At 34.5% G+C, this 26,673-nt stretch carries 25 protein-coding genes and 5 pseudogenes; 11 read left to right on the top strand and 19 right to left on the bottom strand.

Annotated features, from left to right (window positions below; translation table 11 throughout):
• Positions 1 to 15: 15 nt before the first annotated feature.
• Together ACQKN4_RS03925 and ACQKN4_RS03920 are read right to left on the bottom strand one after the other, a co-directional pair.
• Positions 16 to 633 carry a DUF3267 domain-containing protein gene (locus tag ACQKN4_RS03925; RefSeq protein ID WP_427482407.1) on the bottom strand — a complete coding sequence of 206 codons (618 nt, stop codon included), beginning with the start codon at positions 631 to 633 and terminating at the stop codon, positions 16 to 18.
• Positions 634 to 652: 19 nt separating this feature from the next.
• A complete protein-coding gene (locus ACQKN4_RS03920) occupies positions 653 to 2,062 on the bottom strand; it encodes a PLP-dependent aminotransferase family protein (protein ID WP_427482405.1) in 1,410 nt (469 codons plus the stop codon).
• A gap of 130 nt (positions 2,063 to 2,192) precedes the next feature.
• Here ACQKN4_RS03920 and ACQKN4_RS03915 point away from each other — a divergent pair, with 130 nt between their 5' ends.
• Entirely contained in the window at positions 2,193 to 3,104 is a 912-nt protein-coding gene (locus ACQKN4_RS03915; protein ID WP_427482507.1) for a DMT family transporter, read from the top strand.
• A gap of 309 nt (positions 3,105 to 3,413) precedes the next feature.
• Here the strand turns inward: ACQKN4_RS03915 and ACQKN4_RS03910 are convergent, their stop codons facing one another.
• From ACQKN4_RS03910 to ACQKN4_RS03890, 5 genes are all read right to left on the bottom strand, one after another.
• The gene (locus ACQKN4_RS03910) at positions 3,414 to 4,157 is read right to left on the bottom strand and encodes an amidohydrolase family protein (protein ID WP_427482403.1); all 744 of its coding nucleotides are present in this window, start codon (positions 4,155 to 4,157) and stop codon (positions 3,414 to 3,416) included.
• A 408-nt stretch (positions 4,158 to 4,565) separates the two neighbouring features.
• The gene (locus ACQKN4_RS03905; RefSeq protein ID WP_427482402.1) at positions 4,566 to 5,138 is read right to left on the bottom strand and encodes a DUF1697 domain-containing protein; all 573 of its coding nucleotides are present in this window, start codon (positions 5,136 to 5,138) and stop codon (positions 4,566 to 4,568) included.
• A 24-nt stretch (positions 5,139 to 5,162) separates the two neighbouring features.
• Positions 5,163 to 5,981 (bottom strand): alpha/beta fold hydrolase, encoded by an 819-nt coding sequence (locus ACQKN4_RS03900; RefSeq protein WP_079561362.1) that lies wholly within the window; start codon positions 5,979 to 5,981, stop codon positions 5,163 to 5,165.
• Between the two features lie 172 nt (positions 5,982 to 6,153).
• Complete coding sequence (locus ACQKN4_RS03895; RefSeq protein WP_079561361.1) at positions 6,154 to 6,711, bottom strand: cysteine hydrolase family protein; 558 nt, start codon at positions 6,709 to 6,711, stop codon at positions 6,154 to 6,156.
• 263 nt (positions 6,712 to 6,974) lie between these two features.
• Positions 6,975 to 7,802: an aminoglycoside adenylyltransferase domain-containing protein gene (locus ACQKN4_RS03890; protein ID WP_427482400.1), complete on the bottom strand. Its 828-nt coding sequence runs from the start codon at positions 7,800 to 7,802 to the stop codon at positions 6,975 to 6,977.
• A 265-nt stretch (positions 7,803 to 8,067) separates the two neighbouring features.
• On the opposite strand from ACQKN4_RS03890, the gene ACQKN4_RS03885 reads away from it, so the two are divergent.
• The 3 genes and pseudogenes from ACQKN4_RS03885 (at position 8,068) to ACQKN4_RS03875 (ending at position 10,213) form a co-directional block, all read left to right on the top strand.
• Entirely contained in the window at positions 8,068 to 8,754 is a 687-nt protein-coding gene (locus tag ACQKN4_RS03885) for a DUF421 domain-containing protein (RefSeq protein ID WP_427482398.1), read from the top strand.
• Positions 8,755 to 8,902: 148 nt separating this feature from the next.
• A complete protein-coding gene (locus tag ACQKN4_RS03880) occupies positions 8,903 to 9,817 on the top strand; it encodes a class I SAM-dependent methyltransferase (RefSeq protein WP_427482396.1) in 915 nt (304 codons plus the stop codon).
• Between the two features lie 24 nt (positions 9,818 to 9,841).
• A pseudogene (locus ACQKN4_RS03875) lies at positions 9,842 to 10,213 on the top strand (cupin domain-containing protein).
• Between the two features lie 161 nt (positions 10,214 to 10,374).
• Here ACQKN4_RS03875 and ACQKN4_RS03870 read toward each other — a convergent pair.
• Positions 10,375 to 10,752, bottom strand: coding sequence for a VOC family protein (locus tag ACQKN4_RS03870; protein ID WP_427482394.1), 378 nt, complete (start codon positions 10,750 to 10,752; stop codon positions 10,375 to 10,377).
• A pseudogene (locus ACQKN4_RS03865) lies at positions 10,745 to 11,258 on the bottom strand (VOC family protein). Before ACQKN4_RS03865 ends, ACQKN4_RS03870 begins: the two are co-directional and overlap by 8 nt.
• Positions 11,259 to 11,670: 412 nt before the next feature.
• Here ACQKN4_RS03865 and ACQKN4_RS03860 point away from each other — a divergent pair.
• Positions 11,671 to 12,870 (top strand): alpha/beta hydrolase fold domain-containing protein, encoded by a 1,200-nt coding sequence (locus tag ACQKN4_RS03860; RefSeq protein WP_427482393.1) that lies wholly within the window; start codon positions 11,671 to 11,673, stop codon positions 12,868 to 12,870.
• A 206-nt stretch (positions 12,871 to 13,076) separates the two neighbouring features.
• Here the strand turns inward: ACQKN4_RS03860 and ACQKN4_RS03855 are convergent, their stop codons facing one another.
• The 4 genes from ACQKN4_RS03855 to ACQKN4_RS03840 form a co-directional block, all read right to left on the bottom strand.
• Positions 13,077 to 13,787 (bottom strand): ABC transporter permease, encoded by a 711-nt coding sequence (locus ACQKN4_RS03855; RefSeq protein WP_079561353.1) that lies wholly within the window; start codon positions 13,785 to 13,787, stop codon positions 13,077 to 13,079.
• An 11-nt stretch (positions 13,788 to 13,798) separates the two neighbouring features.
• Positions 13,799 to 14,494 carry an ABC transporter ATP-binding protein gene (locus tag ACQKN4_RS03850; protein ID WP_240518266.1) on the bottom strand — a complete coding sequence of 232 codons (696 nt, stop codon included), beginning with the start codon at positions 14,492 to 14,494 and terminating at the stop codon, positions 13,799 to 13,801.
• 64 nt (positions 14,495 to 14,558) lie between these two features.
• The gene (locus tag ACQKN4_RS03845; protein WP_079561352.1) at positions 14,559 to 15,107 is read right to left on the bottom strand and encodes a PadR family transcriptional regulator; all 549 of its coding nucleotides are present in this window, start codon (positions 15,105 to 15,107) and stop codon (positions 14,559 to 14,561) included.
• A 255-nt stretch (positions 15,108 to 15,362) separates the two neighbouring features.
• On the bottom strand, positions 15,363 to 16,262 hold the full coding sequence (locus tag ACQKN4_RS03840) for a LysR family transcriptional regulator (RefSeq protein WP_427482390.1): 900 nt from the start codon (positions 16,260 to 16,262) through the stop codon (positions 15,363 to 15,365).
• Positions 16,263 to 16,542: 280 nt separating this feature from the next.
• Between ACQKN4_RS03840 and ACQKN4_RS03835 the strand changes: the two genes are divergently transcribed.
• Together ACQKN4_RS03835 and ACQKN4_RS03830 are read left to right on the top strand one after the other, a co-directional pair.
• Positions 16,543 to 17,859: an aspartate aminotransferase family protein gene (locus ACQKN4_RS03835; RefSeq protein WP_427482388.1), complete on the top strand. Its 1,317-nt coding sequence runs from the start codon at positions 16,543 to 16,545 to the stop codon at positions 17,857 to 17,859.
• Positions 17,859 to 19,268, top strand: a complete 1,410-nt coding sequence (locus ACQKN4_RS03830) for a sodium:solute symporter family transporter (protein WP_427482386.1) — start codon at positions 17,859 to 17,861, stop codon at positions 19,266 to 19,268. The genes ACQKN4_RS03835 and ACQKN4_RS03830 overlap by 1 nt, the downstream gene beginning before the upstream one ends.
• Positions 19,269 to 19,451: 183 nt before the next feature.
• Here the strand turns inward: ACQKN4_RS03830 and ACQKN4_RS03825 are convergent, their stop codons facing one another.
• On the bottom strand, positions 19,452 to 20,297 hold the full coding sequence (locus ACQKN4_RS03825) for an MBL fold metallo-hydrolase (RefSeq protein ID WP_427482384.1): 846 nt from the start codon (positions 20,295 to 20,297) through the stop codon (positions 19,452 to 19,454).
• Between the two features lie 403 nt (positions 20,298 to 20,700).
• Between ACQKN4_RS03825 and ACQKN4_RS03820 the strand changes: the two genes are divergently transcribed.
• Complete coding sequence (locus tag ACQKN4_RS03820) at positions 20,701 to 21,456, top strand: DUF1266 domain-containing protein (RefSeq protein WP_427482382.1); 756 nt, start codon at positions 20,701 to 20,703, stop codon at positions 21,454 to 21,456.
• A 123-nt stretch (positions 21,457 to 21,579) separates the two neighbouring features.
• Here ACQKN4_RS03820 and ACQKN4_RS03815 read toward each other — a convergent pair whose 3' ends face one another.
• On the bottom strand, positions 21,580 to 22,338 hold the full coding sequence (locus ACQKN4_RS03815; protein ID WP_079561348.1) for a class I SAM-dependent methyltransferase: 759 nt from the start codon (positions 22,336 to 22,338) through the stop codon (positions 21,580 to 21,582).
• Between the two features lie 248 nt (positions 22,339 to 22,586).
• On the opposite strand from ACQKN4_RS03815, the pseudogene ACQKN4_RS03810 reads away from it, so the two are divergent.
• Positions 22,587 to 23,158: pseudogene (locus ACQKN4_RS03810) on the top strand (GNAT family N-acetyltransferase).
• Between the two features lie 102 nt (positions 23,159 to 23,260).
• Positions 23,261 to 23,701, top strand: coding sequence for a DUF2809 domain-containing protein (locus ACQKN4_RS03805; protein WP_427482379.1), 441 nt, complete (start codon positions 23,261 to 23,263; stop codon positions 23,699 to 23,701).
• Positions 23,702 to 23,807: 106 nt separating this feature from the next.
• Here ACQKN4_RS03805 and ACQKN4_RS03800 read toward each other — a convergent pair whose 3' ends face one another.
• Positions 23,808 to 24,653 carry an alpha/beta hydrolase gene (locus ACQKN4_RS03800; protein WP_427482377.1) on the bottom strand — a complete coding sequence of 282 codons (846 nt, stop codon included), beginning with the start codon at positions 24,651 to 24,653 and terminating at the stop codon, positions 23,808 to 23,810.
• A gap of 317 nt (positions 24,654 to 24,970) precedes the next feature.
• Between ACQKN4_RS03800 and ACQKN4_RS03795 the strand changes: the two genes are divergently transcribed.
• The gene (locus tag ACQKN4_RS03795) at positions 24,971 to 25,456 is read left to right on the top strand and encodes a tetratricopeptide repeat protein (protein WP_427482375.1); all 486 of its coding nucleotides are present in this window, start codon (positions 24,971 to 24,973) and stop codon (positions 25,454 to 25,456) included.
• Positions 25,457 to 25,510: 54 nt separating this feature from the next.
• Here the strand turns inward: ACQKN4_RS03795 and ACQKN4_RS03790 are convergent, their stop codons facing one another.
• From ACQKN4_RS03790 to ACQKN4_RS03780, 3 genes and pseudogenes are all read right to left on the bottom strand, one after another.
• The gene (locus tag ACQKN4_RS03790) at positions 25,511 to 25,750 is read right to left on the bottom strand and encodes a DUF3955 domain-containing protein (protein WP_427482373.1); all 240 of its coding nucleotides are present in this window, start codon (positions 25,748 to 25,750) and stop codon (positions 25,511 to 25,513) included.
• A 37-nt stretch (positions 25,751 to 25,787) separates the two neighbouring features.
• Positions 25,788 to 25,962 (bottom strand): annotated as a pseudogene (locus ACQKN4_RS03785) (helix-turn-helix domain-containing protein).
• Positions 25,950 to 26,323, bottom strand: a pseudogene (locus ACQKN4_RS03780) (DUF2975 domain-containing protein). Before ACQKN4_RS03780 ends, ACQKN4_RS03785 begins: the two co-directional pseudogenes overlap by 13 nt.
• Positions 26,324 to 26,673: the final 350 nt, after the last annotated feature.

Below are 26,673 nucleotides of genomic sequence, written 5' to 3'. Positions count from 1 at the left end.
TCCTATTAAGGTGACTTACCCAGACTTAGCTTTTTTCCAATAAGTATTTGGTCCATTACATGTTAATGTTGCGTTTTTCGGTACCTGTTTCATTATAAGAAGAAGATTTAGTAAATCAACTGACGATCCCATTGCGTTTAGTATGACCAAGAACTTTAATGTCGTTGTCAAGAGTCCAACTACACTTAAAATTAGTGGCAAAATTATTGACAGTATTATAAAAGGAGCAACCGTAATGAAGATATATCTTGATTTTGAAATCTCTTCTTCCGTAATAACAAAAGCCCCGAACAGAGTAAACCCTACAGATATTTTTTCTGATTTCAAAAAATTAGGAATGAACATCAAATGAAGTAATTCATGAATGATCATTAGTAAGGCTAGCCACAAAATAATACTAAAGTTAATTGTTATAGTGATTACACCAGATGAAAATCCAAAATCGCTCAAAAAAATACTGGAGAAAATATTTATTACCCCAATAGAAATCATTGAGGCGACAATCATTAAAGGGGTCGATAACAAAATAGCACTTATTAAATTTTTAGGTTCTTTCAGTGGAATCCAGCCATTATTAATTAGTTCTACATGTAAATTCGGGTCACTTTGCGGTAATTTGTTTCGTAATTTCATTTTACCCCTCCATTACAATCTATTGATGTTTAATAATTTCACTTAATTTTAAAATGCCTTCTCTAATTGTTTTGAGTGGAGCATACCCGTAGGAGATTCGTATAAATAATCCTGATTTTTCGGCATAAATACTACCAGGATTCAGAAGAATATTGTTGGATAACGCTTTCTCAAACAGCCTTTTTACTTTATATTCTGGATTTATTTTAACCCATATGAACAATCCACCTTTTGGGATGTCCCACGTAGCGTAAGGACTCAAATATTTATCTAGTGCATTTAAAGCAACTTTTCTACGAATGTTAAGTTGTTCTCTTACTTTATCAAGATGATCCTCATATAGATTACTTGATAGCCACTCTGCTGCTACGAGCTGAGAAAGAGTACTTGATCCATAATCGGATTGCATTTTTAAATCTGCTAATCGATTAATGACTGACTCCGAACCTACTACCCACCCAATTCGTAATCCTGGACTAAGGGTTTTGGATAAACTTCCAACATACAATACATCCCCGTAATGGTCCATCGCTTTTAGTGGTTTAGGTGGTGGATTGTCAATCCATAAATCACGGTACACATCATCTTCTATAACTGGCAGTTGCTCTCTTTCACAGTAGGCCATTAATTCCTGTCGCCTCTCTTCTTGCATTAATGCGCCTGTTGGGTTGTGGAAGGTTGGGATTGTATATAAAATATTCTTGCCTTTTTCATTAGTCGGATAAATGGAATCTATAATAATCCCCTCACTGTCCATCGTTAATCCTTGCAACGCCATCCCAGCAGACTCAAAAACAGTCAATGAGTAAAGGTAGGACGGCATTTCTAACAATACCGATGAACCTCTTTTTAGGAGACCAATTGAAATTAGATGTAAAGCTTGGAGCGCACCAGAAACGACAAGAATGGACGACGGTGAAGCTTCAATTCCTCTTACTTTTAAATAATCACTAATGGCTTGGCGTAATTTTATATTTCCTTTCGGCTCTTCATAGCCAAAAGTGGTCAATTGATTCGAAACTTTTTGAACAACGGCTTTCATCTCTTCTAAAGGGAACATCTCTGGTGATAACTCCCCTTTACTCAACTGAATAAGATTCGCATTCGATTCCGCTTCGTTAATTTCCTGCACCATAGAAACGCTTGGTTTATGCGTTCCTAAAGTGATATTTCCACTCCAGTTCGTCGAGGATTTTGCCCCCATCAAAGTCCAAGTATTATTGGTGACGACAGTTTCCTTTCCTGCTTTTCCTTCAATGAGTCCTTCTGCCATTAGTTCCTCTAAGGCTGTTATGACTGTACTCCGATTAACCTCAAACTGTTTGGCCAGATTACGTTGACTTGGTATAGGACTGCCGATCGCCCACTCCCCTTTCGCAATTTTCTCTTTAATAAAATCAATAATTAATTGGTATTTTGGCTTTTTCATATGTACTCCCTTTAATGAACTGGTTGGTTATTTTTATTTTAACCGGTTGAAGAAATTTTACCAAAGTCCTATTAACATTAAAATCATCAATTTAACCGGTTGGATGATAAAAGTAGAACGAGGTGTAATTATGTTTAAAACATTCAATTTAAAAATTATATCTGCTCATTTCTTAATGATCCTTTTATGGGCATCAGCTTTCCCAGGAATCCGAGTCGCATTGACGGCTTATTCACCCGAACATATATCACTATTACGATTATTAGTCGGCTCATTCGTATTAATCATCATCGCAGTTATTACAAAAACGCCTTTACCTGCACAAAAAGATATCCCAATTATTTTATTACTTGGCTTTTTAGGATTCACTGTATATCAAGTAGCGCTTAATTATGGGGAGCAAACGATTAGTGCTGGCGTTGCAAGTTTACTTGTTTCAACAACCCCAATATTCACCGCCTTGTTAGCTGTATTCTTTTATCGAGAGAAGCTTGGGTTATCGGGATGGCTTGGTTCACTTGTTGGTTTTTGTGGTGTAGCATTTATTTCTGTAGGAGGTTCAACCGGAAACTTTGTTTTTAATACGGGGATCATCCTAGTTTTAATAGCATCCCTTTCAGAAAGTATATACTTTGTTTTTCAACGTCGTTATGTAGAAAAATACGGGGCTCTTCCATTCACGATGTACGCAATTTGGTCAGGTACTATCTTTATGTTGCTATTCTCATCTGGCTTGAGTGAAGCCATTATGGACGCGCCGTTAAATGCAACATTCGTCACTTTGTATCTCGGCATTTTTCCAACAATCATTCCCTATTTTATGCTAGCCTTTGTTACATCACGAACAGGAGCAGCTGAAGCAACGAGTACACTTTATTTAACTTCTGTTTTTGCATTTCTTATTGCGTTGATCTGGCTTGGTGAGGTTCCACATTTTTCGGCCCTAACAGGCGGCTTGATTACTTTAATAGGTGTATTTATTGCAAACATAAAGAAAGAAGATTGTATAAAAGAAAATAACAATGCTCAGAGTTTAAACTAACTATCTCGATTGTATAATTGCTTCATTGCTCTTTACAGCCTGTTGACAACAGGAATTAGTGTAGTTCTATACCTGTTGTCCTTTTTTCAATCTTTTTACGTAACAATTGCTAATATATTGTAGATGAACTATTCGTTGGAACATATTGCATTAATAACAGCTTTTTACTCTATTTAACTATCAGAAACTTCGACAATCATTAGGCATTTAGTTGTTTGTCCATCTCAATTGCTGTCAAAGCGCATAATAAAAACCTTCCACAATTGATGTGAAAGGCAATTAGCGATTTCTTAAGCGTTTCAAAAAAACTCACTTGAAATAAAAATTCATCGCGTTTTGATAAAGAATTTTTTCCGCTGAAATTGGATCAAACAACTCTTGAATCAGTTCAATATCTGCATAAGAAAAAGGTCTTTTTGCTCGTGTGGACGGCAAGTCTGTACCGAACATTAACGCTTCTGAATTGACAGCGTAAATTGATTTCAACGCATGTTCTACATTGAGCTCTACACGACCAAAACCTGTCGCCTTTACTCGTACACCTTTTTCTACGAGTCGCAGCAAATGAGGTAAGCCTTCCTCAGAGAGTCCTAAATGATCAATTGAAATCGCCGGTAATTTTTCAATCGTTGGTGCAATTTCTGGCAAACTTTTTGCGTCAATATATAATTCACTATGCCAGCCAGCTAAATCATATACACGTCTCGCAAAGTAATCGAGCTTCGATAAATCTTCCGAGCCGCCGCGCTTCACATTGAATCGGAGTGCGCGTACACCTTTATTATGTAAATCGATAATCTCATCATCGGTCACCGAAAATGGAAGCTGTGTAACACCACAAAATGCAGATCCCATTTTCTCTAAAGCATTCACTAAATATGCTTGATCAAAACCTTGAAAAGAACCGGATACAATTGCCCCACCTACAATAGGATAAGTCGCAGTTTCTTTTTGATAATCTTCTACAACATAGCTAGGTGGTACATATCCTTGATTTTCAGTAATCGGAAAATCAAAATCAATAATGTGAAAGTGTGCATCAAAAATTCTCATCTTACCGCCCCCTTTCTTTAACATTAACAGATATACAACATAAAAGAAAATTATGTTCTTTTATACAAATACATAATTTTATCTTATCTATCAGAATGTACGAGTCATTAAATGATATATTTGAGATGTAGTTCAGATTAGCTTATTGATTTTTATATTTACAATTCATCAACACAAAAAAGCTAGGCTCACAAAAAAATTGTGAATACCTAGCTTTCTTTATGCGTGTTCATTTGTTAACCATGACATTACTAGTTTACCATATTATTCTTATTAATGTCGAATCTTTTGATTTATGGGTACTCATTATTAAGCTGTCAATTCAAAAAATAATTGAATACCTAGTCTTTTTTTGATTTTATACATTTTTGTAAATCCTAATATACGAATGCATACTAAAGAGCTTTTTTATTCACTCTTCATATGTTTGATTTCTTCGACCATACTCGAGAGCTTTATGAGCGTTTTCCAATTACGGACAGTTGCTGGAATCTCAAGCTTTTTTAGATTATTGCCTAGTTTGGAATTTCGAATGCTATCATAAAATAAAAGATACACATCCCTTCCATTTATGACACAGAGTTCTCTTTCGTTTGCATAGGATAAAAACTTATCACTATTGACTTTCGAAGGAGCTGACGGCAGCAAAGCAACATGCAAACATTCCCCTTTACATAAAAGTTGCGCTTCTGAAATCACCTCATCTAAAAAAGGTAATTGACTAATAATTTGCCGTATTTCCTCTGCTGTCCTAATGACAACTACACTCGATACCCCAAAATCATCTTTAATTTTATCGTGAATTTTCGTTTGTAAAAGCTCCTCAGTTTCATCTGATTCAAAAAGGATGTTTCCACTTTGGATATATGTCTTCACATTATGTAATCCTAATTGCTCAAGAGAATTTCTTAATTCTGCCATAATTATTTTATTATGCCCGCCTACATTAATTCCTCTAAGTAATACTGTATATATGGTCATACTATCCGCCTTTCCATTTATATTTTATTTACTACTAATAGCTACATCCTTATATTGCTTCGTAGGCTTATCCTCGAGAAAATCAATAATCATCTCATTAAAAATATCTCGGCGCATTGTACTTAATGGATCAAATGCATTTTTGAATAATGCTAATTTTGCATTGTGAATATGTTTAAAAATAGTTCGGGATCCCTTCCCTTCATCAACGCCTGTTATAACTTTCCCTTCGCCTCCCATTACAAGCGTAGGTGACTGTATCCTATACAATTGATCTGTATGAGTTGGGAATGGTGCTTTTTTCATTGCAAGCAACATCTTTTTATCAATCGAAAAAGACTTTTTTAAAATCTGTTGAGTATAAGGCTCCTCTTTATAAAATTTCATCATGATATTTATAATTGTGTGGTATGGAAGTAGACTAAATATAAAGTTTGATAGTGACAGTACCCAGCTAGCCGCGATTGTGGGCATCTCACTATAACTATTAGAAACTACAAGCTTATCCACGTAAGTCGGGTATTTTATTGCAAGTAGCGTAGCCAATTGACCACCTTGTGATACACCGACAACATGAATTTTGCTAATTCCTAGTACATCCAAAAAACATTTGATATCCTCCACAATTATATGATGATCATATTTATTATTCGGGAATTCCTTTGTTGTATCACCGTGTCCTCTATAATCTGGCAGAATCATTTGATAGTGTGAAGAAAATGCTTCAAATTGAGGCTCCCACATTTTCCATGATGCTCCGCTCCCATGCAAAAACAATATGGGCGTCCCTTGTCCTCTAATTTCATAATGTATATTGATATTGTTCGCATTAACTTTTGGCATAAAATATCCTCCTACTTTGTCTTACAAACATATCGCTCTTTTCACTCAACTAAAATTTGCTCTTTCTGTTGGATTACAAATTCATTTAGAAATAGCAGAATAAGAATATTACGATATGAAAAAAGGTAATAAAAAGAAAAGACACCCAGATGAGTGCCTTTAGATAATTTTCTTACCTATATGAATCATGAGTAGGTTGAAACAAGTCTTCTTCTGAATTTCTAACAACAGAAAAGTGTTCGACATTGTAATGACCATGCAGTGTATGATTATGATGCTTGATAATATGTTCTGCACTTAAAACATCACTGTCCGCAGTTGAATGCCCATCACCAACTAACGTGACATCAAAACCACTAATAGTCGCCGTTCTTACTGCACTATCAATGCAGTGCTGCGTCGAACAGCCCATCACAACTACATGTGTAATTTCTTGTGATTGCAAATGATTTAGAAGTTCAGTCCCATGGAAACAATTCGTTGCTTTCTTATCGAAAATCTTTGCTTCATGAGGAACATTAATACCATTATGAATTTCGAATCCTTTCCCTTTACCTTCCGCAACATCAAGATCTCTTACAAATGCAACTGGAACATTGGAATTCCTTGCTTTATCAATGACTAAATTGATATTCCTAATAAGTAGTTCTTTATTAAAAACAGCTTTTTCTTTCTCATTGCCATCCAATAATTCTTGCTGAGCATCAATAATAAGTAATGCCTGATTCAAATAATTTTCCCCCTCCAATTTGAGGAAACTAGTAGTTAGACGGTTTCCCCTTTTTGTTTATCACGCTAACATATTTTTTATTCATACTATCTACCCCCTAAATGAAATTGTCATTTAAGACTAATTAATTTTACCATTTATTCCAAAAAGATAATAGCTGATAAAATGGAACTTTTCATGCTTATCACTAAAACATGTGGTTGATCCAACTGAAGGCGTCGGTCTCCACTCTAATCAGTTTTATCAAATGTCATCCTCCAACTTTAATCATGATGACACATGTCCTTGATACTATTACTATGATTAAGTATGTATGCCATACATTGAACCGTATCATCAATGCGTTGTTTTTTCGAATTATAATAACGTATATTTGAACCTTCTCGAATAGCAATAGCTTCGTTAATAACTTTATGAAATTCTTCAGGTAAATGATGTATCGCAAATTTACAAGCATCTACTTTTGAAACAATATCATTTTCTGTTAATGTATAAAATTGTCGTAACATCCCAGTAATAGACCATTCTACTTCTTCATCAACTAATTTATTTGGTATCACAAATGCCATAGTTTTATATTTTTCCATCGTTTTCAATCTATTCGCCCAATAACTGTTCATGTTTTGCAAAACATAATTAACCAGCACTCTTTCATCTACACTGAAGTTATACGTAGCTATATCCGGCCCTAAAACGGTAATCCCTTTATTTTTTAAAACCCACCAAGTGATTGGGTTAATATCATCATTACCCCAATTTGTTTTGCCTTCATTTACCTTTAGACAGCCCTTTACCTCACTCTGTTTCTTTCCGACATCTCCAACTTGTATATAACTTCCATCCATCCCTATTTCCTTATATTTTCGATTTAATTCTTTGTGAAGGTCGGATATTACTTTCGCATCTTCTTCTGTTAATGTTCTGTTTACAACTGTTACAAAATCGATATCACTAGAGCCGTTTATGTAAGCGTTCAGAGCAATTGAACCATGTAAATAAAACCCTTCAAGTATATTCGGTATTTTATTTTGAAATAGGCTTAAATATTCATTTAAAACTGTTTGAACCGGAATAGGAATTCTAGAATCCATATAAACTCTCCTTTTCATCAAATAATACTTATATTACCAAAACGTCTGACTAATTTACAATTATTGATAATAATGTGATTAAACCTTAAATCAGAGAAGCAATTTTTTCAAACCAATTTCCGTTTGATTTTCGATAAGACTGGACGCCTTAGAAAAGCATGCTGCCGGACCGGAAATCAACCCTACATTATGATGAAGAGCTAATATAGTGTATCTTATAAAAATTCATTGGGTATTCTAGGAATTAGATAAGGAGTGGGGGAATTTGTACACAGGGTATTTACAAGTAGTTGTTCAAACGGTTATTACCTTTTTTGTTCTTCTGACACTTACGAGGTTTTTAGGTAAAAAACAATTAAGTCACTTAACCTTCTTTAACTACGTAACTGGTATTACAATCGGTTCCATTGCAGCCAATATGGTAATATTAAAAACAATTGTATTCATAAAATTTTTAATTAGCTTAATTGTTTGGTGTGCGCTTACAACTTTAATTAGTTACATCGCTCTAAAATCAGGTAAAGCAAGAACATTACTTGACGGTCAACCGACAATTGTTATTAAAAAAGGAAAAATAGATAGAAAAGCTTTAGCTAACACTAAAATTAATCTTGATGACCTTACGATGATGATTAGACAATATCAAGTTTTCTCGATTACAGAAATTGACTATGCTATTTTAGAACCAAATGGCATGCTTAGTATTCTGAGAAAGCCTGAATTTCAAAGCACTCAAAAGACTGATTTAAGTATCTATCCTTCAGCTCCGTCTTTTATCCCAATTGAAATCATCACAGATGGGAAGCTATTGCCACGAAATTTACTGGAAGTTGGAAAAAGTAGAGAATGGCTAGATAACGAATTAAAAAAGGCAAATGTTAAAACAATCCAAGAAGTTTTATATGCAGAAATTCAACCAGACGGCAACATATTTATCCAAAAAATTGAATAAGATGATTTTCTTATTCAGTTGCTTCCAAGAACCTAAAACTTGACAAAAAAGTTTTTTTATGAAATAATTTACTTTTATTATATTTATTTGTACAATAGGATTCTCCTGGCCAGGGGAATCCTATTTTTTTTTGAAGGAGTGTATTTGCATGAACAAAGGTGAATCCAGTTTAACTTCATTAATCTCAGCTTTTAGTAGAGCTTATCATAGTCAATTCGATACCCCTAAAATTTTTGATGACTATCTAGCAAAAGAGTTAATCACACAAAAAGAGTTCCTTGACATTCAAACAAATATGATTCAAGGCATCCAGTTTTTTAACAAAGAAATCGCAGAAAAACTAAATGGACAAACTGAAGAGTTATTAAAATGGATAGTGCAAACTCACCTCTCCCCTACGCCCTTGGCACGTGCAGCATATTGCGAAAAAGTTGTGCACAATGAAGTCATGTTAGGTTTACAGCAATATGTCATACTCGGAGCAGGATTAGACACATTTAGCTTAAGACACCCTGAATTTGAAAACATTTTAGAAATCTTTGAAATTGATCATCCTGCAACACAGGAGTTTAAAAAGAAAAGATTGACTGAAGTTGAAATAACGCTGCCAAGTAATGTACATTACATTTCCATGGATTTCACCAAAAAGTTTTCCTATCAACATCTAACGGATAACGGCTTCGACAATAAAAAAACGTTCTTTAGTCTACTAGGTGTTTCCTATTATTTACCGAAAGAGGAAACGTCAAGCTTACTTAAACATTTGTTTGCCAATGTACCGTCTGGAAGTTCCATCGTATTAGATTATGCAGATGAAAAATTATTTACTGAAAAAGGAATTTCAAATCGAGTAGATAATATGGTGAAAATGGCTGCAGCTAGTGGTGAACCAATGAAATCATGTTTTACTTATAAAGAAATGGAAAAAATGTTAGAAAACTTAGACTTTCTAATTTATGAGCATTTATCTCCAAATACAATTAATGAACTTTATTTTGACAATCGAGAAGATTATTTAACAGCCTTTGAAACAATTCACTACATTCATGCTGTGAAAAAGTAAATTGAAGTTTGGAGGAGTCATCAAATGAAAATTTATCAATTGTCTAAAGAAAACGGCAAAAATATAACACAATTTAAGTCAAATTTTATTATGTCTCGAATTATCAACACTGAAGCATCAGCTAGTATCGGATGTATGCATTTAGAAGAAAACGGTGTAATTGGCTATCATCAAGCAGTAGTTCCCCAGCTTCTTTTAATTATAGAGGGAGAAGGATTTGTAAAAAATGAACAAGAGCAATATTTTTAAGTCCAGCCTGGTGACGCAATTTTTTGGGAGAAGGACGAATGGCATGAAACAAAATCGGATAAAGGATTAACTGGCATCGTGATAGAATCTGAACACTTAAATCCCGCATCTTTCATGCCTCTAAAGTTGGTTGTCGATATTTTCTGAATATTTCTCAGGCAATTAACTATGCAAGAATAACATCTTATCATATTTTAGTAATGTAAGATGGTTTAGTCTTACACCTCCCAAGCTTTGTTACTAAGGGTCACTTATTATAGGTGACCCTCTTTAAATTTACTATTCAATTAATAGTGTTTCTCTATAGTTTATTGACAAACTCCCAGTGGATTTCCGTCTGGATCATAAAAGGTAAAAGATTTCGTCTCACCTTCTCCATCTATTTCATTAACTTTAACATTCTTTTCAATTAATGATTGGTATGTTTCTTCAATGTCTTGTGTAATAAAATTAAAGAACTTCTCTACCCCAAAATAATTTTCTGGGAAATTTAGTGGTAAATGATTTTTTACTTTTACTAAACAAACAACAGTTTGAGATTCTGCATCAATTTTCATTACTGCAGCACCTTCCTCTAAGTATAAAAGAGAAAATCCTAGTTTCTCCTCGTACCATTTTGCAGATAGTTCGGGGTTCTTAATTGGAATAAATATTGCTTCTACTCCTTTTAATATAGGTTTACTCATACTTTACCCCCTTATAATTTTCTTTAAAAATACGGCTCAGCTCACTCCACACATCAAACTTATTTCCGTCTACATCATAAAAAACAAAATTTCTTCCCGCATGGCCCCTATTTTCAATTCCTTCAACTTTAATTCCTTTATCGATCAATTCTGTCTCGGCATAATTGCGTCCGGAATCGGCTTTGTGCTTGCACAAAAAACTCCTTTCCAATTCCGTGATATCTGCCGGAGGTTTTAACTTCTTTCAGCAGGTGTTTGAACACCTGCTGAAAGAAGTTAAAACGTTTACGAATAGTCTCTAATGCACTTAATCGTCAATAAAATTTGAGCTTTGATTGTTCATGGATTTCACAAGAAAAAAACGTTGATTGGCAAAATTATCAATTGCCTTATCACTATTCTGGTAACAGCGTTCTGCCCCCAGTTACTTACATACCATTCACATGACCGTTCTACATTGCTACTGGAATATATGAAGTTCCTATTCTAATTAACTTTTCACCCATCTACTCGCCCTCTTGAATCTATCCGGTAAATTATCCCACATTCTACCTTTATATCCTTTTACGCCTGTGCTACAATTTCATCCTTACAAAATGCTAAGTTTGATTTGAAGTTGTGTTTGTCTACAGTCTAAAACGACCAGACCCAATTTCGAGTTCTGGTCATTATGAAATGCTAAGTGTCAAAGTTAGGCAACCCAATAAAAACAGTAAAGATTCTCCCCATACATTAACTCGAATGAGTATTCCCTCTTCTGTAGATTAACTCTTTACAAATATAAAATTGATTCTCTATATATATTATATAGAAAGAGAATTGTATAAGGCACTTTAATATCCAAGTGTATTTGATTCATAGAAAGATGTGTGCTGTCGAAGATAAAATTTATTCTTTAGTATGGAGGAATTTTGAAATATGGAACAAAAACAATTAACCTTATGGCGCCCTAAAGGTTTTTTGCAGTGGCTATTAACAGGCATTTCAGTAGTACTAACACTTCTTACTGCCATGATTACGTATGCCATTTTTCATACAACTAATATTCTTAGTGTAATTGGTTTCCTTGGAACGCTTGCATTGTACTCTCCATGGTTTTTATTAATCTTAACCTTTTTTATCATAGTGCTATTAATACTTGCTTTATGGAAGAAAGCTAAAATCGCTCAATTCATGTTGATTCCGCTATTGATAATAAATGTATTTCTAAATGTGGAGCCAATTATGGAAATGAAGAACTATGCTAAAAAAGAAAATGTTCACGTTTCACTTTACTCTCACTTTTTTTACAAAACAGAAATATCATCAAAGTTTACAAAAGATATCGTATACGGAAAAACTACAGATGGCGTTGAGTTAAAGCTTGATATGTGGCCTGCTAATGAAAAATTGAAAAACACACGTACTCCAGCTGTTATAAAGGTACATGGAGGCGGATGGGTTGAGGGTAGTAAAGCGAGTGCCCCTTATTTGAAACAATGGTTAAGTGAATTAGGATTTACTGTTTTTGATATAGACTATCGCATGCCACCCCAAGCAGGATGGAAAGATGAGGTAGCTGATGTGAAATCAGCAATAGGATGGGTAGTAGAATATGCGGATACTTACAAAATTGATCCTAAAAAAATAAACTTAATGGGTGATTCAGCAGGTGGAAATCTAGCTATGCTCGCTGCTTATAGTATAGGAGACACAACTTTACTACCGTCCACCAATGTACCATCAGTACCTATTAATACTGTGATAAATTTTTATGGACCGTCAGATATGACAAAATTTTATGAGAATAACCCGAGTCCGGGCTATGTGCAAAATGTTATGAAAGAGTATATAAGGGGCACACCTTCACAATTTCCTGATCGTTATCAAAAGCTTTCTCCTATCAATTATATTGGAGAACACACACCACCTACCATTATGTTTTTAGGCACGAGCGACAGTCTTGTCCCAACAGAACAAGCTAAAATATTGGGCAAGGAACTTTCAATGAATCATGTCCCTCATGAGATCTATTATCTTCCGAAAGCTGAACATGTTTATGATGGAGTACTAGGTAGTTTGAATACCCAAATTACGTTCGAGAAGCTCAAGACATTCCTTCAGAAATATAACAAATAACATGCTACAGAAAAAATTGTAGATAAAGTTGACATCTAAAAGAGCACCCCTGTTAAGCAAAAAACGTAATGAAATAACCTGCCTGTAGTGGACTCCACCACCGAGTTGTTGTGCATGCTGGAGCAAATAACAAAATGACCAGACTCCATCTCGAGTTCTGGTCATTACTTTTTTTACGTTTTTTAACTATAATTTGCTTTGAACAATTATTGGTCACTATACTTGAATGTTTTTAATGAAATAATAAGTGTCAATGCTAGGCATCCTATTAAAAGGAATAAAGATGCTCCCCATGTACTAAAGTTATTTATAAATGCAGCTTTAATCCCATTTAAAAACCATTCGAATGGATTTATCAGACTAATATATTGTATAAAGTTTGGCGCCTTTTCCATTGTAAAAAATGCATTGCTACAAAGTAACATTGGTATCATCAGTACATTGGCAGTCATACTTAAATGTCCCTCGTTCTTCACGAGACTTGATAAAAAAAAGCTTAAAAAAACAAAACTTAATGAGGCTATTAAAATAATCGGTGTCATATATAAGAATGTATTAAAAGATATATCTAGACGATTGATAACGATAGAAAATAAAAGCACGATATAAGATAAAATAATGGCAACTATTGCCCACGAACTCGAAATACTAATGATATATTTCCATAAAGGCATAGGTGTAGCGTGAAGTAAATTATAGACACCTCTTTTTCTTTGCGATAACGCTATAAAAGCAGTGGTCATAAACGAATAAAAAAATACACTCACAGCAATGATTCCTTCTACATAATTTCCTGCATAGCTCGGTACAAATAACCTTAGCGCAATAATCGCAGCAAATGGCATTAATATTGACCAAAATAGTAAATACATATCTTTAATACTCGATTTCAAATTTAATACGAAAACAGCCTTCATTTTCTCACTCCTCACATTGTCAATTCAAAAAATAATTCTTCTAAATTTTGAGTTTGGTAGTGCTCCATTAAACTATCAGGTGAACCATTTGCAATTATTTTTCCATGATGCATCATCAACACTCTGTCAGCCACATTCATTACCTCCAACATATCGTGGGAAGAAAATAAGACGGAAACCCCGCTATCTTTTAAACGTTTAATGATATGTTGAATTTCTCGTTGTCCTCTTGGATCTAATCCTGCAGAAGGTTCATCCAAAATCACAAGTTTAGGATTATGCAAAGTTGTCACGATAATTGCCAGGCGCTTTTGCTGTCCTAATGACAGTTTAATAGCAGGCATTTTTTTCACCTGCAATAAATCAAAAGCTGCAAGTTTTTCATCTATCAGCATTTTTGTTAGCGAAACTCCATAAAATGCAGCAAATAATTTCAGATTATCCTCTACAGAATAGCCTTCGAAAAAAGGTGTTGTTTGAAGCTGCGTACCTATTTCCTTTTTGTATTCAGATGTCCAGTATTTAATTGCTCCACTGTCCTGAGGAATAATGCCAAGAAGCATACCGATAGTTGTTGTTTTACCAGCACCATTTGTGCCCACTAAAGCTACTATCTCCCCCTCATTAATATCAACATCTATATGATCAACGACACATCTAGTTTTATAACTTTTCATTAATTGACTAGCGCTAATTAATTTTTTCACTTTTTCTCTCCTTTACTTATTGTTGTATATTCAACGTTGATCATGTAGGTATTTTTTAACTCCCTCATTCGAGGGAGTTATTTTTTTTCATAATATCAATAGCTTGATGTACAAATTTTGTCTGCACTTTCACAATTTCTAGCATATTATCAAATGCCAGTTGTGTTAATGCTGGCAGTTCTCCTTGCATAGCAATCAATTTCGCCTCATAGCCAGCATTGATAGCCTGCTCTTCTTGCTCTAAAATTTTTTTCTGCTTTTCTAATGCTTCCACAGCTTTAGCTTTTGGCAGTTTAAATGCAAAGGATACACCAGAATACAAAGTTGTAGGGTAAACTACAGAGGATTTTTCCAGAGCCTCGATAATTAATTCTTGCTCATGCTCCCTGCCCTTTTCGGTAATTTGGTAAATTGCTTTTTGTCTATGACCTGTGGATTCAATGCTAGCCACCTCTATGTAGCCATCTTTTTCAAGCTTCTTTAAAGCATTATAGATAGAGCCGATTAGCACACCACCCCATCGTTCAGCGTCATTTAATTCAAGCATTACTTTAATATCATAGCCAGTCATTGGTTTTAGCCCCAACATTGCAAGAACTAATAGCCTTGTCATAATAATCACCTTTTTATATTCAACGTTGAATAAGTTGAATATACCGTTTTTTGATTTTTTTGTCAATTATCTTTATAATTCTTTTTTAATGTCGGAAAAATCTAAATTCGCTATAATAAATTATTTTATGATAGAATATATCATATTGCGCCATCAAAGGGGCATGTACCAATTCAAGCTGTAGCAAATTTATTTGCTACAGCTCTTTTTTTAAAAAAATTTATTTCCTATTTTCTAATTCCCTTTTTTTGCAAATTAACCTAATGATTCTTTAAGGTTATCGCTAACTGGCCAGGCGTATTGTAAAAATTCATGAAACGTTAGTATATTCGGTTCATCTGAGCGAACTTTTAAATTTATAGCTGATGTAATTATTGATTCTGAAACATGTTGGAGGATCGTTATCGAACCGTCCTGTATTTCATTTTCAATAGCATTTTGACCTAAAATCGCATAGCCTGTCCCGTTCAACACGGCACGCTTAATCATCTCATCACTTCCCCCAACCATAATAGTGGACTGAGGTTGAAAATCTGCTTTTTTGAAGTATTGTTCTATAATATTGCTGAAACTACAATGATAGTCATAGGAGATAAAAGTAGCTTCTCTTATAATTTCATGAAAACTTCTTTCTTTGCAAATTTCAGACGAAGCAACTAAAAAAGCCTTTTCCTCTTCTAAAAAAGTTTTACTGATATCGATATCATTACACTCATTCGCAATAATGGCGATATCTGCCACATGGTCTCGTACACTTTTGATAGCATGTACACTGTTTAGTGGTAGAAGGCTTATTTTCACAGTCGGGTATATTTCCAAATAAGCGTTTACAATCGGCGAAAGGTGTTGCGTACAATAATATTCTGAGGCAGCAATCGTCAGAATGCCAGAAGGTCCATGTAGTTCTTCCATGTCTTTTTCTAACTTATCTATAAAGATAAATAAGCTATCGACATGGTCTTTTAACTTTTTTCCAGCAGCTGTTAGCAACGTCTTTTTACCAACTCTTGTTAATAGAGTGTGATTCAGTTCTTTTTCTAAAGACTGTATTTGTAACGTAATAGTTGGCTGTGTATATCCTAATCTTTTGGCAGCCTTTGTGATATTTAATTCTTCTGCGACTACTTGAAAGGTTTTTAAATTCCTTAGTTCCATCTATATCACCGTCTACTTTCCCCTTATTCCCACAAAATGAATTTTCTCCAAAGATGTATTTCCATTATAAAGTAATAATTCTCCTACTTCCATTTAAGAAAATGAGATGTATTTAACTCCAATTAATTTCCACTTTAGCTATTTACAATTTTAGGAATCCCATTTCAAATAATATTTATCAACAATCTTTTAACTATTAATATTTCTTATAGTAGGCATTTGACGTATTTTCTGAATTAAGAGAAAATTCTTTCAACACCAACGGAATGGGGATGAGTTTATGATTGATTGGAAAAACATAAATGAAGAAGGCTTATTAGCGCCCACAATGGCGAAGGATTTTCCAAATTTACAGGTAGTTAAATCGGAGGGATTATTTTATATAGGGGTCGACGGTAAAAAGTATCTAGACTTTACTTCTGGTATAGCTACAGAAAATACAGGGCACAGACATCCCAAGGTCATTACTGCGATTAAAAATCAAGTTGATTATTTAGTTCATGGTCCTATTGGTATTATAAATTACGATTCAATTATTCTATTAGCTAAGAAATTGAGAAAGATTCTTCCACAGTCATTAGATTGTTTTTTCTTCGGAAATAGTGGAGCAGAGGCAATTGAAGGTGCCGTAAAATTAGCAAGACATGTAACTAGGAGACCTTACGTTGTTTCTTTCCTTGGAGGATTCCATGGAAGAACGATGGGAGCCTTAAGCCTCACTACATCAAAAAGTAAATACAGAAAGAGTTTACCAGTCGGAGCGAACATGACATATCAATTACCATATGCTCAATTAACGGAAACACCAGCAGGTTTAAACCATGATGAATATTGGTCAGAACGCGTTGAAAAAGATTTTGAACGTTTATTTAATCATCAAGTGTCTCCAGATGAAGTGGCAGCTGTTATTTTAGAGCCTGTTCTAGGAGAAGGCGGTTATGTTATCCCTCCAAAAGCATGGTTACAAAAAATAAAAGCAATCTGTGACCGCTACGGAATATTATTAATCTTTGATGAAGTTCAAACTGGTTTTGGTCGAACTGGTGACTGGTTTGCAGCAAATCGATTTGATGTGATCCCTGATATTATGGCGATTGCAAAGGGAATTGCCAGCGGACTACCCCTTAGCGCAACAGTAGCTTCAAGGGAATTAATGGAACAATGGACAATTGGAAGTCATAGTACTACATTTGGTGGAAATCCTATCGCATGTGCGGCCGCATGCGCTACAATTGACGTTCTTGAAGATGAAGGTTTAGTAGAAAATGCAAGAATATTAGGTGACTATGCATTAAATAAATTAATACTCTTAAAAGAAAAACATCACACGATTGGTGAAGTTCGTGGAATTGGTTTGATGTTAGGAATTGAAATTATTCATCCAGAAACCCAAGAACCCAATGGTAAGGGGTTAATGAATATCCTAGAGAAATGTCTGCATAAAGGGGTTATTTACTATTTAAGCGGTAATAAAGGAGAAGTAATTCGAATGATGCCCCCATTAAATATTGATAAAGAACATTTAGACTTAGGAATTTCCTTGCTAGACGAAGCAATTACTGAATACGAATTAGAATTAAGTTCGGGGGTGTATTAATGAATATATTGGATACTTTCGTTCTTGTTCTTTATTTTGGTGCCTTAATAATTGTAGGAATAATCGGAATTAAAAAAGCGAAATCAGAAAAAGATTTTGTCCTCGCAGGAAGTCGTCTAGGGTATTACAGCCACGTTGGTTGTTTAGCAGCTGTTATTATTGGTGGTGCAGCTACGATGGGTTCAACGACATTAGGTTATGATTATGGGGTTTCTGGTCTTTGGTTTGTTTCGATGATGGGCTTTGGTATAGCTGCCTTGGGTCTTTTCGTCGTTAATAAAATTGGTGGGTATGAGGTTTTTACTATTAGTCAGTTACTAGGAAAGCGCTTTGGTGAAGGAACTCAGCTTATTAGTGCGATTGTTACTGCAATCTATACCCTGATGGTAGTCGTAACACAAGTAATTGGTATGGGAAATGTTATTCACGTATTACTAGGCTGGGCCCTTATTCCTTCTATGATTATTGGCGGAGGGATCGTGCTCTTTTATACTATCTTAGGGGGTATGTGGAGTATTACCTTAACCGATATTATACAATTTATTGTCATGACTATCGGTGTATTTTTCATTATGTTCCCGTTTAGCGTAAACAGTGTCGGAGGATTAACAGTTCTATTTAGTAGTGTGCCAGAAGCGCATCTAAGCCTTACAAATATCGGCTGGGACCGAATCTTCCAATACTTTTTATTGTACTTCTTTGGTTTAATGGTTTCTCAAGACATCTGGCAGCGTGTATTTACAGCGAGAAGTCAAAAGGTAGCGAAAAGCAGTGCTATTTCAGCTGGTGTATACAGTGTTTTATATGGTCTAGTACTAAGTATAGTGGGTATGTGTGCACTTGTCCTACTTCCAAATCTAGGGGAAACTCAATCTGCTTTTACTAGTCTTGCATTAGAAATTCTTCCACCAGGCTTGTTGGGACTTGTTCTTGCTAGTGTTTGTTCTGCACTTATGTCAAATGCTTCAGGAGCTATTTTTGCCTCTGCGACACTTATCACCAACGATATTATTAAGGTGTACGTAAAAAAAGATATGACTGATAGAGATATCATCAATACATCGCGAATGGTCATCCTTGGCTTAGGTGTCTTAGCCATCATTTTCTCTGTATGGATTCAAAACATACTAGTGGCATTAGACATGGCCTACGCAATTTTATCAGGTGCTATCTTCGTACCTCTTATCGTCGGCCTTTATTGGAAACGTGTAACAAGTAAAGCTGCTTTCTACTCTATAATTGCTAGTTCACTAGTTATCTTTATTTCATTTATAATTTTTGGCATTACTTCTACACTACCAATTATTTATGGTTTAATTACTGGACTCGTCGTTATTGTAGGTTTCACGCTTATTATTCCCGAAAATAACATTGAGATGAACAAAAAAAATACAACAATTTACAAGTGAACATTTATAGAAAATACCAATTTCACACAAACTCAATGTAAGCTGCACTCCAAAAGTTAAACACATCTAACAATTGGAGATGCAGTTTTTTTATGAATATCAAAAAGTATTTTCATAAAGAATTTCTTCGGCATCATGACATCCCTAGTTTTTCTTCCATCATGCAAAGTGACCTTTACTATGTTAATTCAGAAATTTGCTGTGATTAGGTAAAGCAATCTGCTCGAATTCACTAGCTAACTTATGCAAATTTCTCGTAAGCTCTTCCCCCTTCATTGGTAATCCATGTCCTGCAATAGCTACTGAAGGTTTTAGAGCCTCTAATTTTTTTACAGAATCCCAAGCTGCTTGCCAATCCGCCGTAAAGTATCGCGGCGGCCCGCTAATTTCCTTTTTTTGTAGCAACACTTTGTAGAGCGACTCTTGTTTAACCGTAACAAATGCATCTCCAACAATTAATGCTCGATCCTCTTCACGAAATAATGATATATGTCCTGGCGTATGACCCGGCGTATGAATCCAACGAAAACCATCCATAAATGGAATACTACCATCCGAAGGAAGTGCCTCAACTCTGTTTCCTAAGTTAATCGCTTCATTCGGAAAAATGGATGAAACTTTTGCTAGTAGGCCACCATTTACACTAGGATCAGGTTTAGGGTAATTTTTTATATCTGTTAAATAAGGTAATTCTAAAGAATGTGCATAAACCGGCATACCCCAGTGTTCAATTAAATCAATTATCGCCCCAACATGATCAAAATGACCGTGCGTCAAAATTAGCGCTTTAGGTCGGCTATTTGATCCAAATCTCTCCTCGGCTATCGAAATAATTTCCTTTGCACTTTTTGGCATGCCTGCATCAATTAATACGAACTCTCTCTTATGAGGTTCACCGAAGAGTACAATATTAACAATTTGAATCGTATGTTGGTATAAATCAGGCAAAACTTCTACACCATCACCACTCCAAATTGATGTCGCAGGAATATATTTAAAGTCGCTACCATAGTGCATATTTTCATGCATGGAAATCCCTACTTCCTCATTGAATTGTAGACAATCATATTTTTCCTTTATACAGTAAAGATATAGCAAGAAAAAAATGGGTTTTATATTTTCCTAAAGCATTAATTTCTTTCAGCGACTGTTTGAGTACTCGCTGAAAAGTAGCTTAAATCCGCATCCATTTCACCTAGTAAAAAACGTTAAGAGCTACCTTCTGCTTCATGTCCCTATCTTTAGTGCCTTTCAATCACTCGTGCCATATTCTTTACACCTACAAATATCATCCTCACTTTCACCTATAAGTAATAAAATAGTTTCATTGTATATCTCTACCTATAAATGTATAATTTTACTGTATTTTGTTCGAAGTAAATGATTCTTGTTTAAACTTCGCCAAATAAAAACACGGAAAGGAATGTGTAGTTTGAAGATTGTAGGAATTATTGTAGCTGTTGTGGTTTTACTTATTGTTGGTTTAATTATTGCGAGCAAACGAATTGTGAAAAACGCAAAAAAATCACAGTTAGAAATGGAGGCGGCTAACCCTTTACCGAAAGAGAAACAGCATTTGCTTGCCTACGGTGCCAATATAGCTCTTTACCGGTCTGAGTCTCCTCGGATACTGCCAGTGAAGGTAGATCACGAGACATTGAAAGAAGGTCTTTCTTCATACTGGGACGTTAGTAATCCAGAGGAGGCTGTAGAAACCTTAGAATGGCTTCTTATGGAAGGACATCGTGCAAGGTATGACGAGCTCTTTATGGCGTTGAAAGCTGGCCAGACTTTTACAGAGGAAGAAGTGGGCAAATCACAGAAATGCTATGAATCTGCGCAAGAAGTAATGATGAAGCAGCTTTCCTTTGCAAAATCAGACTATGACCGTGTGGACACTATTGCCGCATGGGATTTTGACCGAGCTGTAAATATTGCAAGATGGAGCTACATAGTTGGTTATTTAACCGAAGAACAGGCATGGGGCTATATTGCGAGAGCAGCTGATGCCGGCAGCCATTTCTTCCAATCATGGAATGACTATTTTATTTCATTTGCATTTGGTCGTGCCATTGCTTACGAGGGTGACATTTACGACATCATTTGGAGTGGAAAAGAATTGCTAAAAGAAGATGGCTCGATTTGGAATGAATTTAGTATTAATCGATCAGCGGTACAAAAAGTCTAAAACTTAACATTGGACAAGGTCCAAGAGTGTATTCTATTTAGAGTACAAAGAAATAAATGATGATTAAAACAAAAACCTGCTAGATATTTAGCTACTTTCTTAGCTAAAATCTAGCAGGTTTACTTATTTACGAACAGCTTCAAATGTAATTAATGAATGCTCTTTTGAAGGCTTTTTATTATAAATATATTCAGCTGAACAAGTAATATCAGAAAAACCTAAGCTTGTTAAAATGTGCTGGAATTCTTCTATTCCGTACCATCGCAACGGAAATCTTTGTAATTCTGAATCTATTAATTTACCATTTCTCCATTTTTCATATTTCAAAACGGTTAGCGTATATTGATCAATCCAGTTCATTTCAACGGCTTTTCTTTCTAATGCAATTCCTTCCTCTTTCGAAATTTCATAGTAAGATGAAGAAGTTTCCCCTGTTCGCCAGTCTGTAGGTAAAAGCAAGTCTACAATTAAGCGTCCTCCAGGTATCAAATGATTATACATACATTTTAATGCATCCATCGCATCTTTTGAATTCTCTATTAAGCATAAAGAACCTGTAGGCATAACAATCGCTTCAAATTTCGAGTCTATTGAAAAGTTGCTCAAGTTACCTTCATATAGATTTGGCATGAATCCTCTTTCTTCACAACGTTTTCTGCATAAATCTAACATTTCAGGTGAGTAATCAATTCCCTCAACTTTATATCCCTTTTCAAGTAAAGGAATTAAGAAGCGTCCAGAACCAACCCCCGCTTCAAGCACTTTTCCCTTAGTTCCCTTTAGTCGTTCAAGATAATATTCAATATCCCCACCAATAGAATATCCTACTGGTTTTGTCAAATCATAAAGTTCTGTACATAATGGACCGTAATAACTATACAAAGTAATTCCTCCGATTTTTTTGCAGAAGAATCTATTATACTTAGTTCTTCCACACCTTATTTATGTTTGATGAAAAAATAGAGCTGACTTTCATAATTAATCACTCACTTTCTTAAAGAATATAGTAAAATTATACATAATTACTTTATTTTTTACAAATATTTTCTTAATTCCCAAAAGAACTGAATAATAGTAAGAAGAACCTTACTGCTGTTCTTGTGCTCATTAAAAAATAAGGAGAGAATGCTATGAATAAAGAAAAAGTGTTTGCAGAGTTCCCATTATTAAACTCCGAAAAGCTAGTACTAAAAAAATTGAAAATGCACATTTACAGGAACTATTTGCAATTTATGATAATGAAAAAGTATTTGAATACTGCGGGATAATCCCTAAACATAATATCCAAACAGTGAATAAAATGATTGGGCATTTTGATAGAGATTACAAGAAGGAAAGCATAGTTAAATGGGGCATTTTTCAAAAATCTCATAGCGATCAATTAGTAGGTATTATAGAAGCAATGGAATTTAATCAAAAAGTGAATATGGTGACGATTGGTTACTATTTAGCAGAGGACTATTGGGGTAAAGGCCTTGCATCTGATGCGGTTAACATACTTGTCAAATTTTTATTTGAGGAAGTTAATATAAATCGAATACAGGCCGAAGTAATGCCGTTAAATGAAGCATCTAAAAAGATTCTCCTAAAAAATAGTTTTCTAAAAGAAGGACTTTTGAGACAAGCTAAAGTATGGTCTGGTAAAGGTGTTGTAGATTTAGAAGTATACAGTTTGCTTAAAGAAGATTACATGGTGAACTAAATAATTAGGTACTCTTTCGTCAAAGGTGCTTATACAGATAATTCTTTCGGACATCATTTATGAGATAATGGATTAATATTAACAACCGAAAGAGTGGTTCTATTGACTAATGGGCATAAACCTATCAACTTGCAATACCATAAAATACGAGTAACTTATTTGATAGCTATTGTTATCACCATTTCACTCGGCTTAGCTTCAAGAAATTGGAGTACCCTACTCCCGTCATTTGTAGCGCAGAACGCAGGAGACATACTATGGGCTATGATGGTCTATTTCGGATTTCGATTGTTGCTAGTGGGTAAAAGCGTCCTCACAGCTATTTGGCTCAGTCTTTTGTTTAGCTTCGGCATTGAATTTAGCCAGTTATATCAGGAAGACTGGATTAATCAGATTCGTGGGACTACGCTCGGGGCTTTGATACTTGGCAAAGGCTTTCTTGTAGAGGATTTGGTTCGATATACAGCGGGGATCATAATCGCTACTGTTTTGGATACAGCGGCAATTAAATTAAGGCTTCGAAGTTACATGGAAAATCGCTAGAGAATTATATTAAGTCTCTAGCGATTTTATATTTTGGGTTAAATTAATAAACCATATTTTAAATGATCAATCTTTATTACAAACCTATATGAGGAATGGTCATCATCTATTCATTAATCCAATTGATTAATTCTTTATCAAAAATATCCGGTTCTTCAAACATTGGGTTATGGCCGCTTTTTTCAAAAATGAGCTTCTTCACGTTTTCAAATGAATCATTAATTACATCCCAAAGTGAAACAGGAGCGACTAAATAATCATACTTTCCTAACCCTACCAAAATAGGTTTATCTAAATGAGCCGTAGATTGGATTAGATTTCGTTCAGCAAAAGCTACACCCCAAAGATAATCAATAACATCCATATTTGTATAGACGCCTTCCCACATATAAGCAGCATCGAACGTGTAGTCATAAAAGCTATGCGCTCCCATACGAATACACATATGCACAAATCTTCTCTCTGGATCATTGTGAATATCATTCTCTAACAAAGCAATATCATGCTCAAATTGTTTTGTTCGTTCAGCATTAGCCGTCTCATTAAAAAATGAAAAACTTTGCTGCTGTCTCTCCTGACTGTTTGTCGGTGCTGAATTTAATAAAATGACCTTCTGAACATTTTGAGGATATTTTTCGGCATACGCAATCGCCATAAATGCATGTCCAGAATGTCCTAAAATGATAAAATCCTCAAGCTTTAATAATTGTCTTGCTGCTTCGATATCCTCGACAATTTTATCCAAAGTATAATCTTCTTTCTTTAAAGCACGTGGTGGCTTCACAAACCCTCTATGATCCAAAAAGATAAATCGAAATTGTTTATATAAATTTTCCGAGAACAAGCGTGGATAATATACACTGCTACCCACTACCAATATTGGCTTACCTTGTCCCTTCACACAATATTTCAATTCAAAACCTTCATTTAAAATGCTTTGATAACTATTCATTATAATCGTCCTCTTTTCTTTTTATATCGAAGAGCCATATTTTAATGCTCTTCTCTTTATCACTCCCTTTCTATTTTACGTTCCCGTGTTTTCTCCATAGAACGCTCCAGCATCCTACCTCACCTCTCATTATTATTTTATATGTAATTTAAAAAGCCTTTTATCGAACAATACTATTTCTATTTTTCTCTACCAAAATGCCTGATAATATAGAAAAGTAAAATTTTTAAAAATGTGAATCAAGTATACAATAAAAATTTAGTAGTTTAAAATTATTAAATATTAGAAAAATATAGAAAGTTAGAGGATACAAGAACATGGATAAACAGTTACAACACATCATAACCTTGCGGGAGAATGGGCGATTGGAAGAAGCAAATCAATTAATGGTAGCACTAGTTAAAGAAGAGCCTGAAAATGGATATTACCAATTTCAATGTGCATGGACATATGATTCATTAGGAAAAGAAAATGACGCTGTTCCCCACTATGAAAAAGCGATTCAACTAGGGCTCGAATCAGGAATTTTACTAGATACTTATGTAGGGTTAGGAAGTACTTATCGTACGTTAGGGCAATATGAACAGGCAAAACGTATTTTTGAACAAGCCATAAGTGAGTTTCCCGAAGCCGAACATGTAAAGGTATTTTATGCAATGACTCTCTATAATCTTAGGGAACATTCAAAGGCTATGGAAACTTTGTTAAATACAGTAGTTGACACTACTAATGATGAAGGTATAAAAGACTATCGTAAAGCCATAAAGTTTTACAGTGATAAACTTGATCAAACGTGGGAATAACAAAATACACGCAGAAAAGACCAGGCTCCTATTTGGTAACCTGATCTTTTCATATTACTTCACAATATTTGTCTTTTTATCGGTAGAAATAATTGCAACAAATACTAATGAAATTATACCGCTAAAGAAAAATAAATAACTTAAAGGAATTAAAAAGAAGTTTCTTTCTATGAGTGTTCCATCTGGCAGTATTTCATCCCCGATAATTCCCTTCGTAAATAAACATAAAATTCCTATTAAAATCGGTAAAGTTGCAAGTATATATTTTTTCATCATTCTTCTCCTATTATTCATTATCCTCATTTTTTCTATATTCCAAAATGTCACCTGGTTAGCAGTCTAAAACTTCGCATATTTTTTCTAATGTAGGAAATTTAACGGCTTTTGCCTTTCCATTTTTCAAGTTAGAAACATTCGCCATTGTATTGCCTAGTTTTTCTGATAATTCTGTAACACACCATTTTTCTTTTGGCCAGCATGACATCGAGATTTACTATGATAACCATCGTTTACACACCTCAATCGTTAGATCATTATCCTGCTTTATCTCACTTGCTTTTCTTACTAAATAAGAAAGCATTGAAGTAAAGACTGAGATGACGATTGCAAAGAATAAAATCTAGGACATTCGCGTGATAGCTACCAACCGAAAAAATATAAAGTAACGCAGCTACATATAAGACACCTTAGATCATGGCTAACACACTTAGTATTTTTAATTAATCTGCGTTCGAGTCCGTAATATCTTGATTAGAGCCAATAAAAATGGAATCCACGTTATCCAAATGCAATAAATGGATTATATAGTGCTTGTAGTTCTTCTTTGTCTAGTAAATCTTCCTTGCCTGTTTGTGGCCCTATATAAATACCGAACAATAATACAATTATCAATTTTAACCATCTTGATAATTATCTTTGTTCATAACTTGCTAATGACATATTATCTTGTCATTCATTCCAAGTCAATAATTATTTATCGTAAAACAATAAATAATTATTGTAACTGCATATACCTTCCCCTTTTTAGCCAAAATGCTTGCTAGATTAATGAAATATGATAAAATAAGAACATATATTCGCACTCCCTTAATTTTTTTCACGGGAATATTTTATTATAAAAATAAATTGGGTGCGAGAATACATCTTAATAATATAAAAACTAATGTCGGATAATCTGTTGTTTTGACAATAATAAAACGGCTGCTCGGACAAGCAAC

It is taken from the genome of Lysinibacillus sp. NPDC093692 (genome assembly GCF_050280125.1).
Lineage (GTDB): Bacteria > Bacillota > Bacilli > Bacillales_A > Planococcaceae > Lysinibacillus.
Note: the sequence above shows the minus strand (reverse complement) of the source record. Positions and strands in the feature narration are given on the sequence as shown.

What these genes read in the sequence shown, in the direction of transcription:
- ACQKN4_RS03925 (WP_427482407.1), bottom strand. Translation starts at nt 633, where the DNA reads ATGAAATTACGAAACAAATTACCGCAAAGTGACCCGAATTTACATGTA.
- ACQKN4_RS03920 (WP_427482405.1), bottom strand. Translation starts at nt 2,062, where the DNA reads ATGAAAAAGCCAAAATACCAATTAATTATTGATTTTATTAAAGAGAAA.
- ACQKN4_RS03915 (WP_427482507.1), top strand. Translation starts at nt 2,193, where the DNA reads ATGTTTAAAACATTCAATTTAAAAATTATATCTGCTCATTTCTTAATG.
- ACQKN4_RS03910 (WP_427482403.1), bottom strand. Translation starts at nt 4,157, where the DNA reads ATGAGAATTTTTGATGCACACTTTCACATTATTGATTTTGATTTTCCG.
- ACQKN4_RS03905 (WP_427482402.1), bottom strand. Translation starts at nt 5,138, where the DNA reads ATGACCATATATACAGTATTACTTAGAGGAATTAATGTAGGCGGGCAT.
- ACQKN4_RS03900 (WP_079561362.1), bottom strand. Translation starts at nt 5,981, where the DNA reads ATGCCAAAAGTTAATGCGAACAATATCAATATACATTATGAAATTAGA.
- ACQKN4_RS03890 (WP_427482400.1), bottom strand. Translation starts at nt 7,802, where the DNA reads ATGGATTCTAGAATTCCTATTCCGGTTCAAACAGTTTTAAATGAATAT.
- ACQKN4_RS03880 (WP_427482396.1), top strand. Translation starts at nt 8,903, where the DNA reads ATGAACAAAGGTGAATCCAGTTTAACTTCATTAATCTCAGCTTTTAGT.
- ACQKN4_RS03870 (WP_427482394.1), bottom strand. Translation starts at nt 10,752, where the DNA reads ATGAGTAAACCTATATTAAAAGGAGTAGAAGCAATATTTATTCCAATT.
- ACQKN4_RS03860 (WP_427482393.1), top strand. Translation starts at nt 11,671, where the DNA reads ATGGAACAAAAACAATTAACCTTATGGCGCCCTAAAGGTTTTTTGCAG.
- ACQKN4_RS03855 (WP_079561353.1), bottom strand. Translation starts at nt 13,787, where the DNA reads ATGAAGGCTGTTTTCGTATTAAATTTGAAATCGAGTATTAAAGATATG.
- ACQKN4_RS03845 (WP_079561352.1), bottom strand. Translation starts at nt 15,107, where the DNA reads ATGACAAGGCTATTAGTTCTTGCAATGTTGGGGCTAAAACCAATGACT.
- ACQKN4_RS03840 (WP_427482390.1), bottom strand. Translation starts at nt 16,262, where the DNA reads ATGGAACTAAGGAATTTAAAAACCTTTCAAGTAGTCGCAGAAGAATTA.
- ACQKN4_RS03835 (WP_427482388.1), top strand. Translation starts at nt 16,543, where the DNA reads ATGATTGATTGGAAAAACATAAATGAAGAAGGCTTATTAGCGCCCACA.
- ACQKN4_RS03830 (WP_427482386.1), top strand. Translation starts at nt 17,859, where the DNA reads ATGAATATATTGGATACTTTCGTTCTTGTTCTTTATTTTGGTGCCTTA.
- ACQKN4_RS03825 (WP_427482384.1), bottom strand. Translation starts at nt 20,297, where the DNA reads ATGCATGAAAATATGCACTATGGTAGCGACTTTAAATATATTCCTGCG.
- ACQKN4_RS03800 (WP_427482377.1), bottom strand. Translation starts at nt 24,653, where the DNA reads ATGAATAGTTATCAAAGCATTTTAAATGAAGGTTTTGAATTGAAATAT.
- ACQKN4_RS03795 (WP_427482375.1), top strand. Translation starts at nt 24,971, where the DNA reads ATGGATAAACAGTTACAACACATCATAACCTTGCGGGAGAATGGGCGA.
- ACQKN4_RS03790 (WP_427482373.1), bottom strand. Translation starts at nt 25,750, where the DNA reads ATGAATAATAGGAGAAGAATGATGAAAAAATATATACTTGCAACTTTA.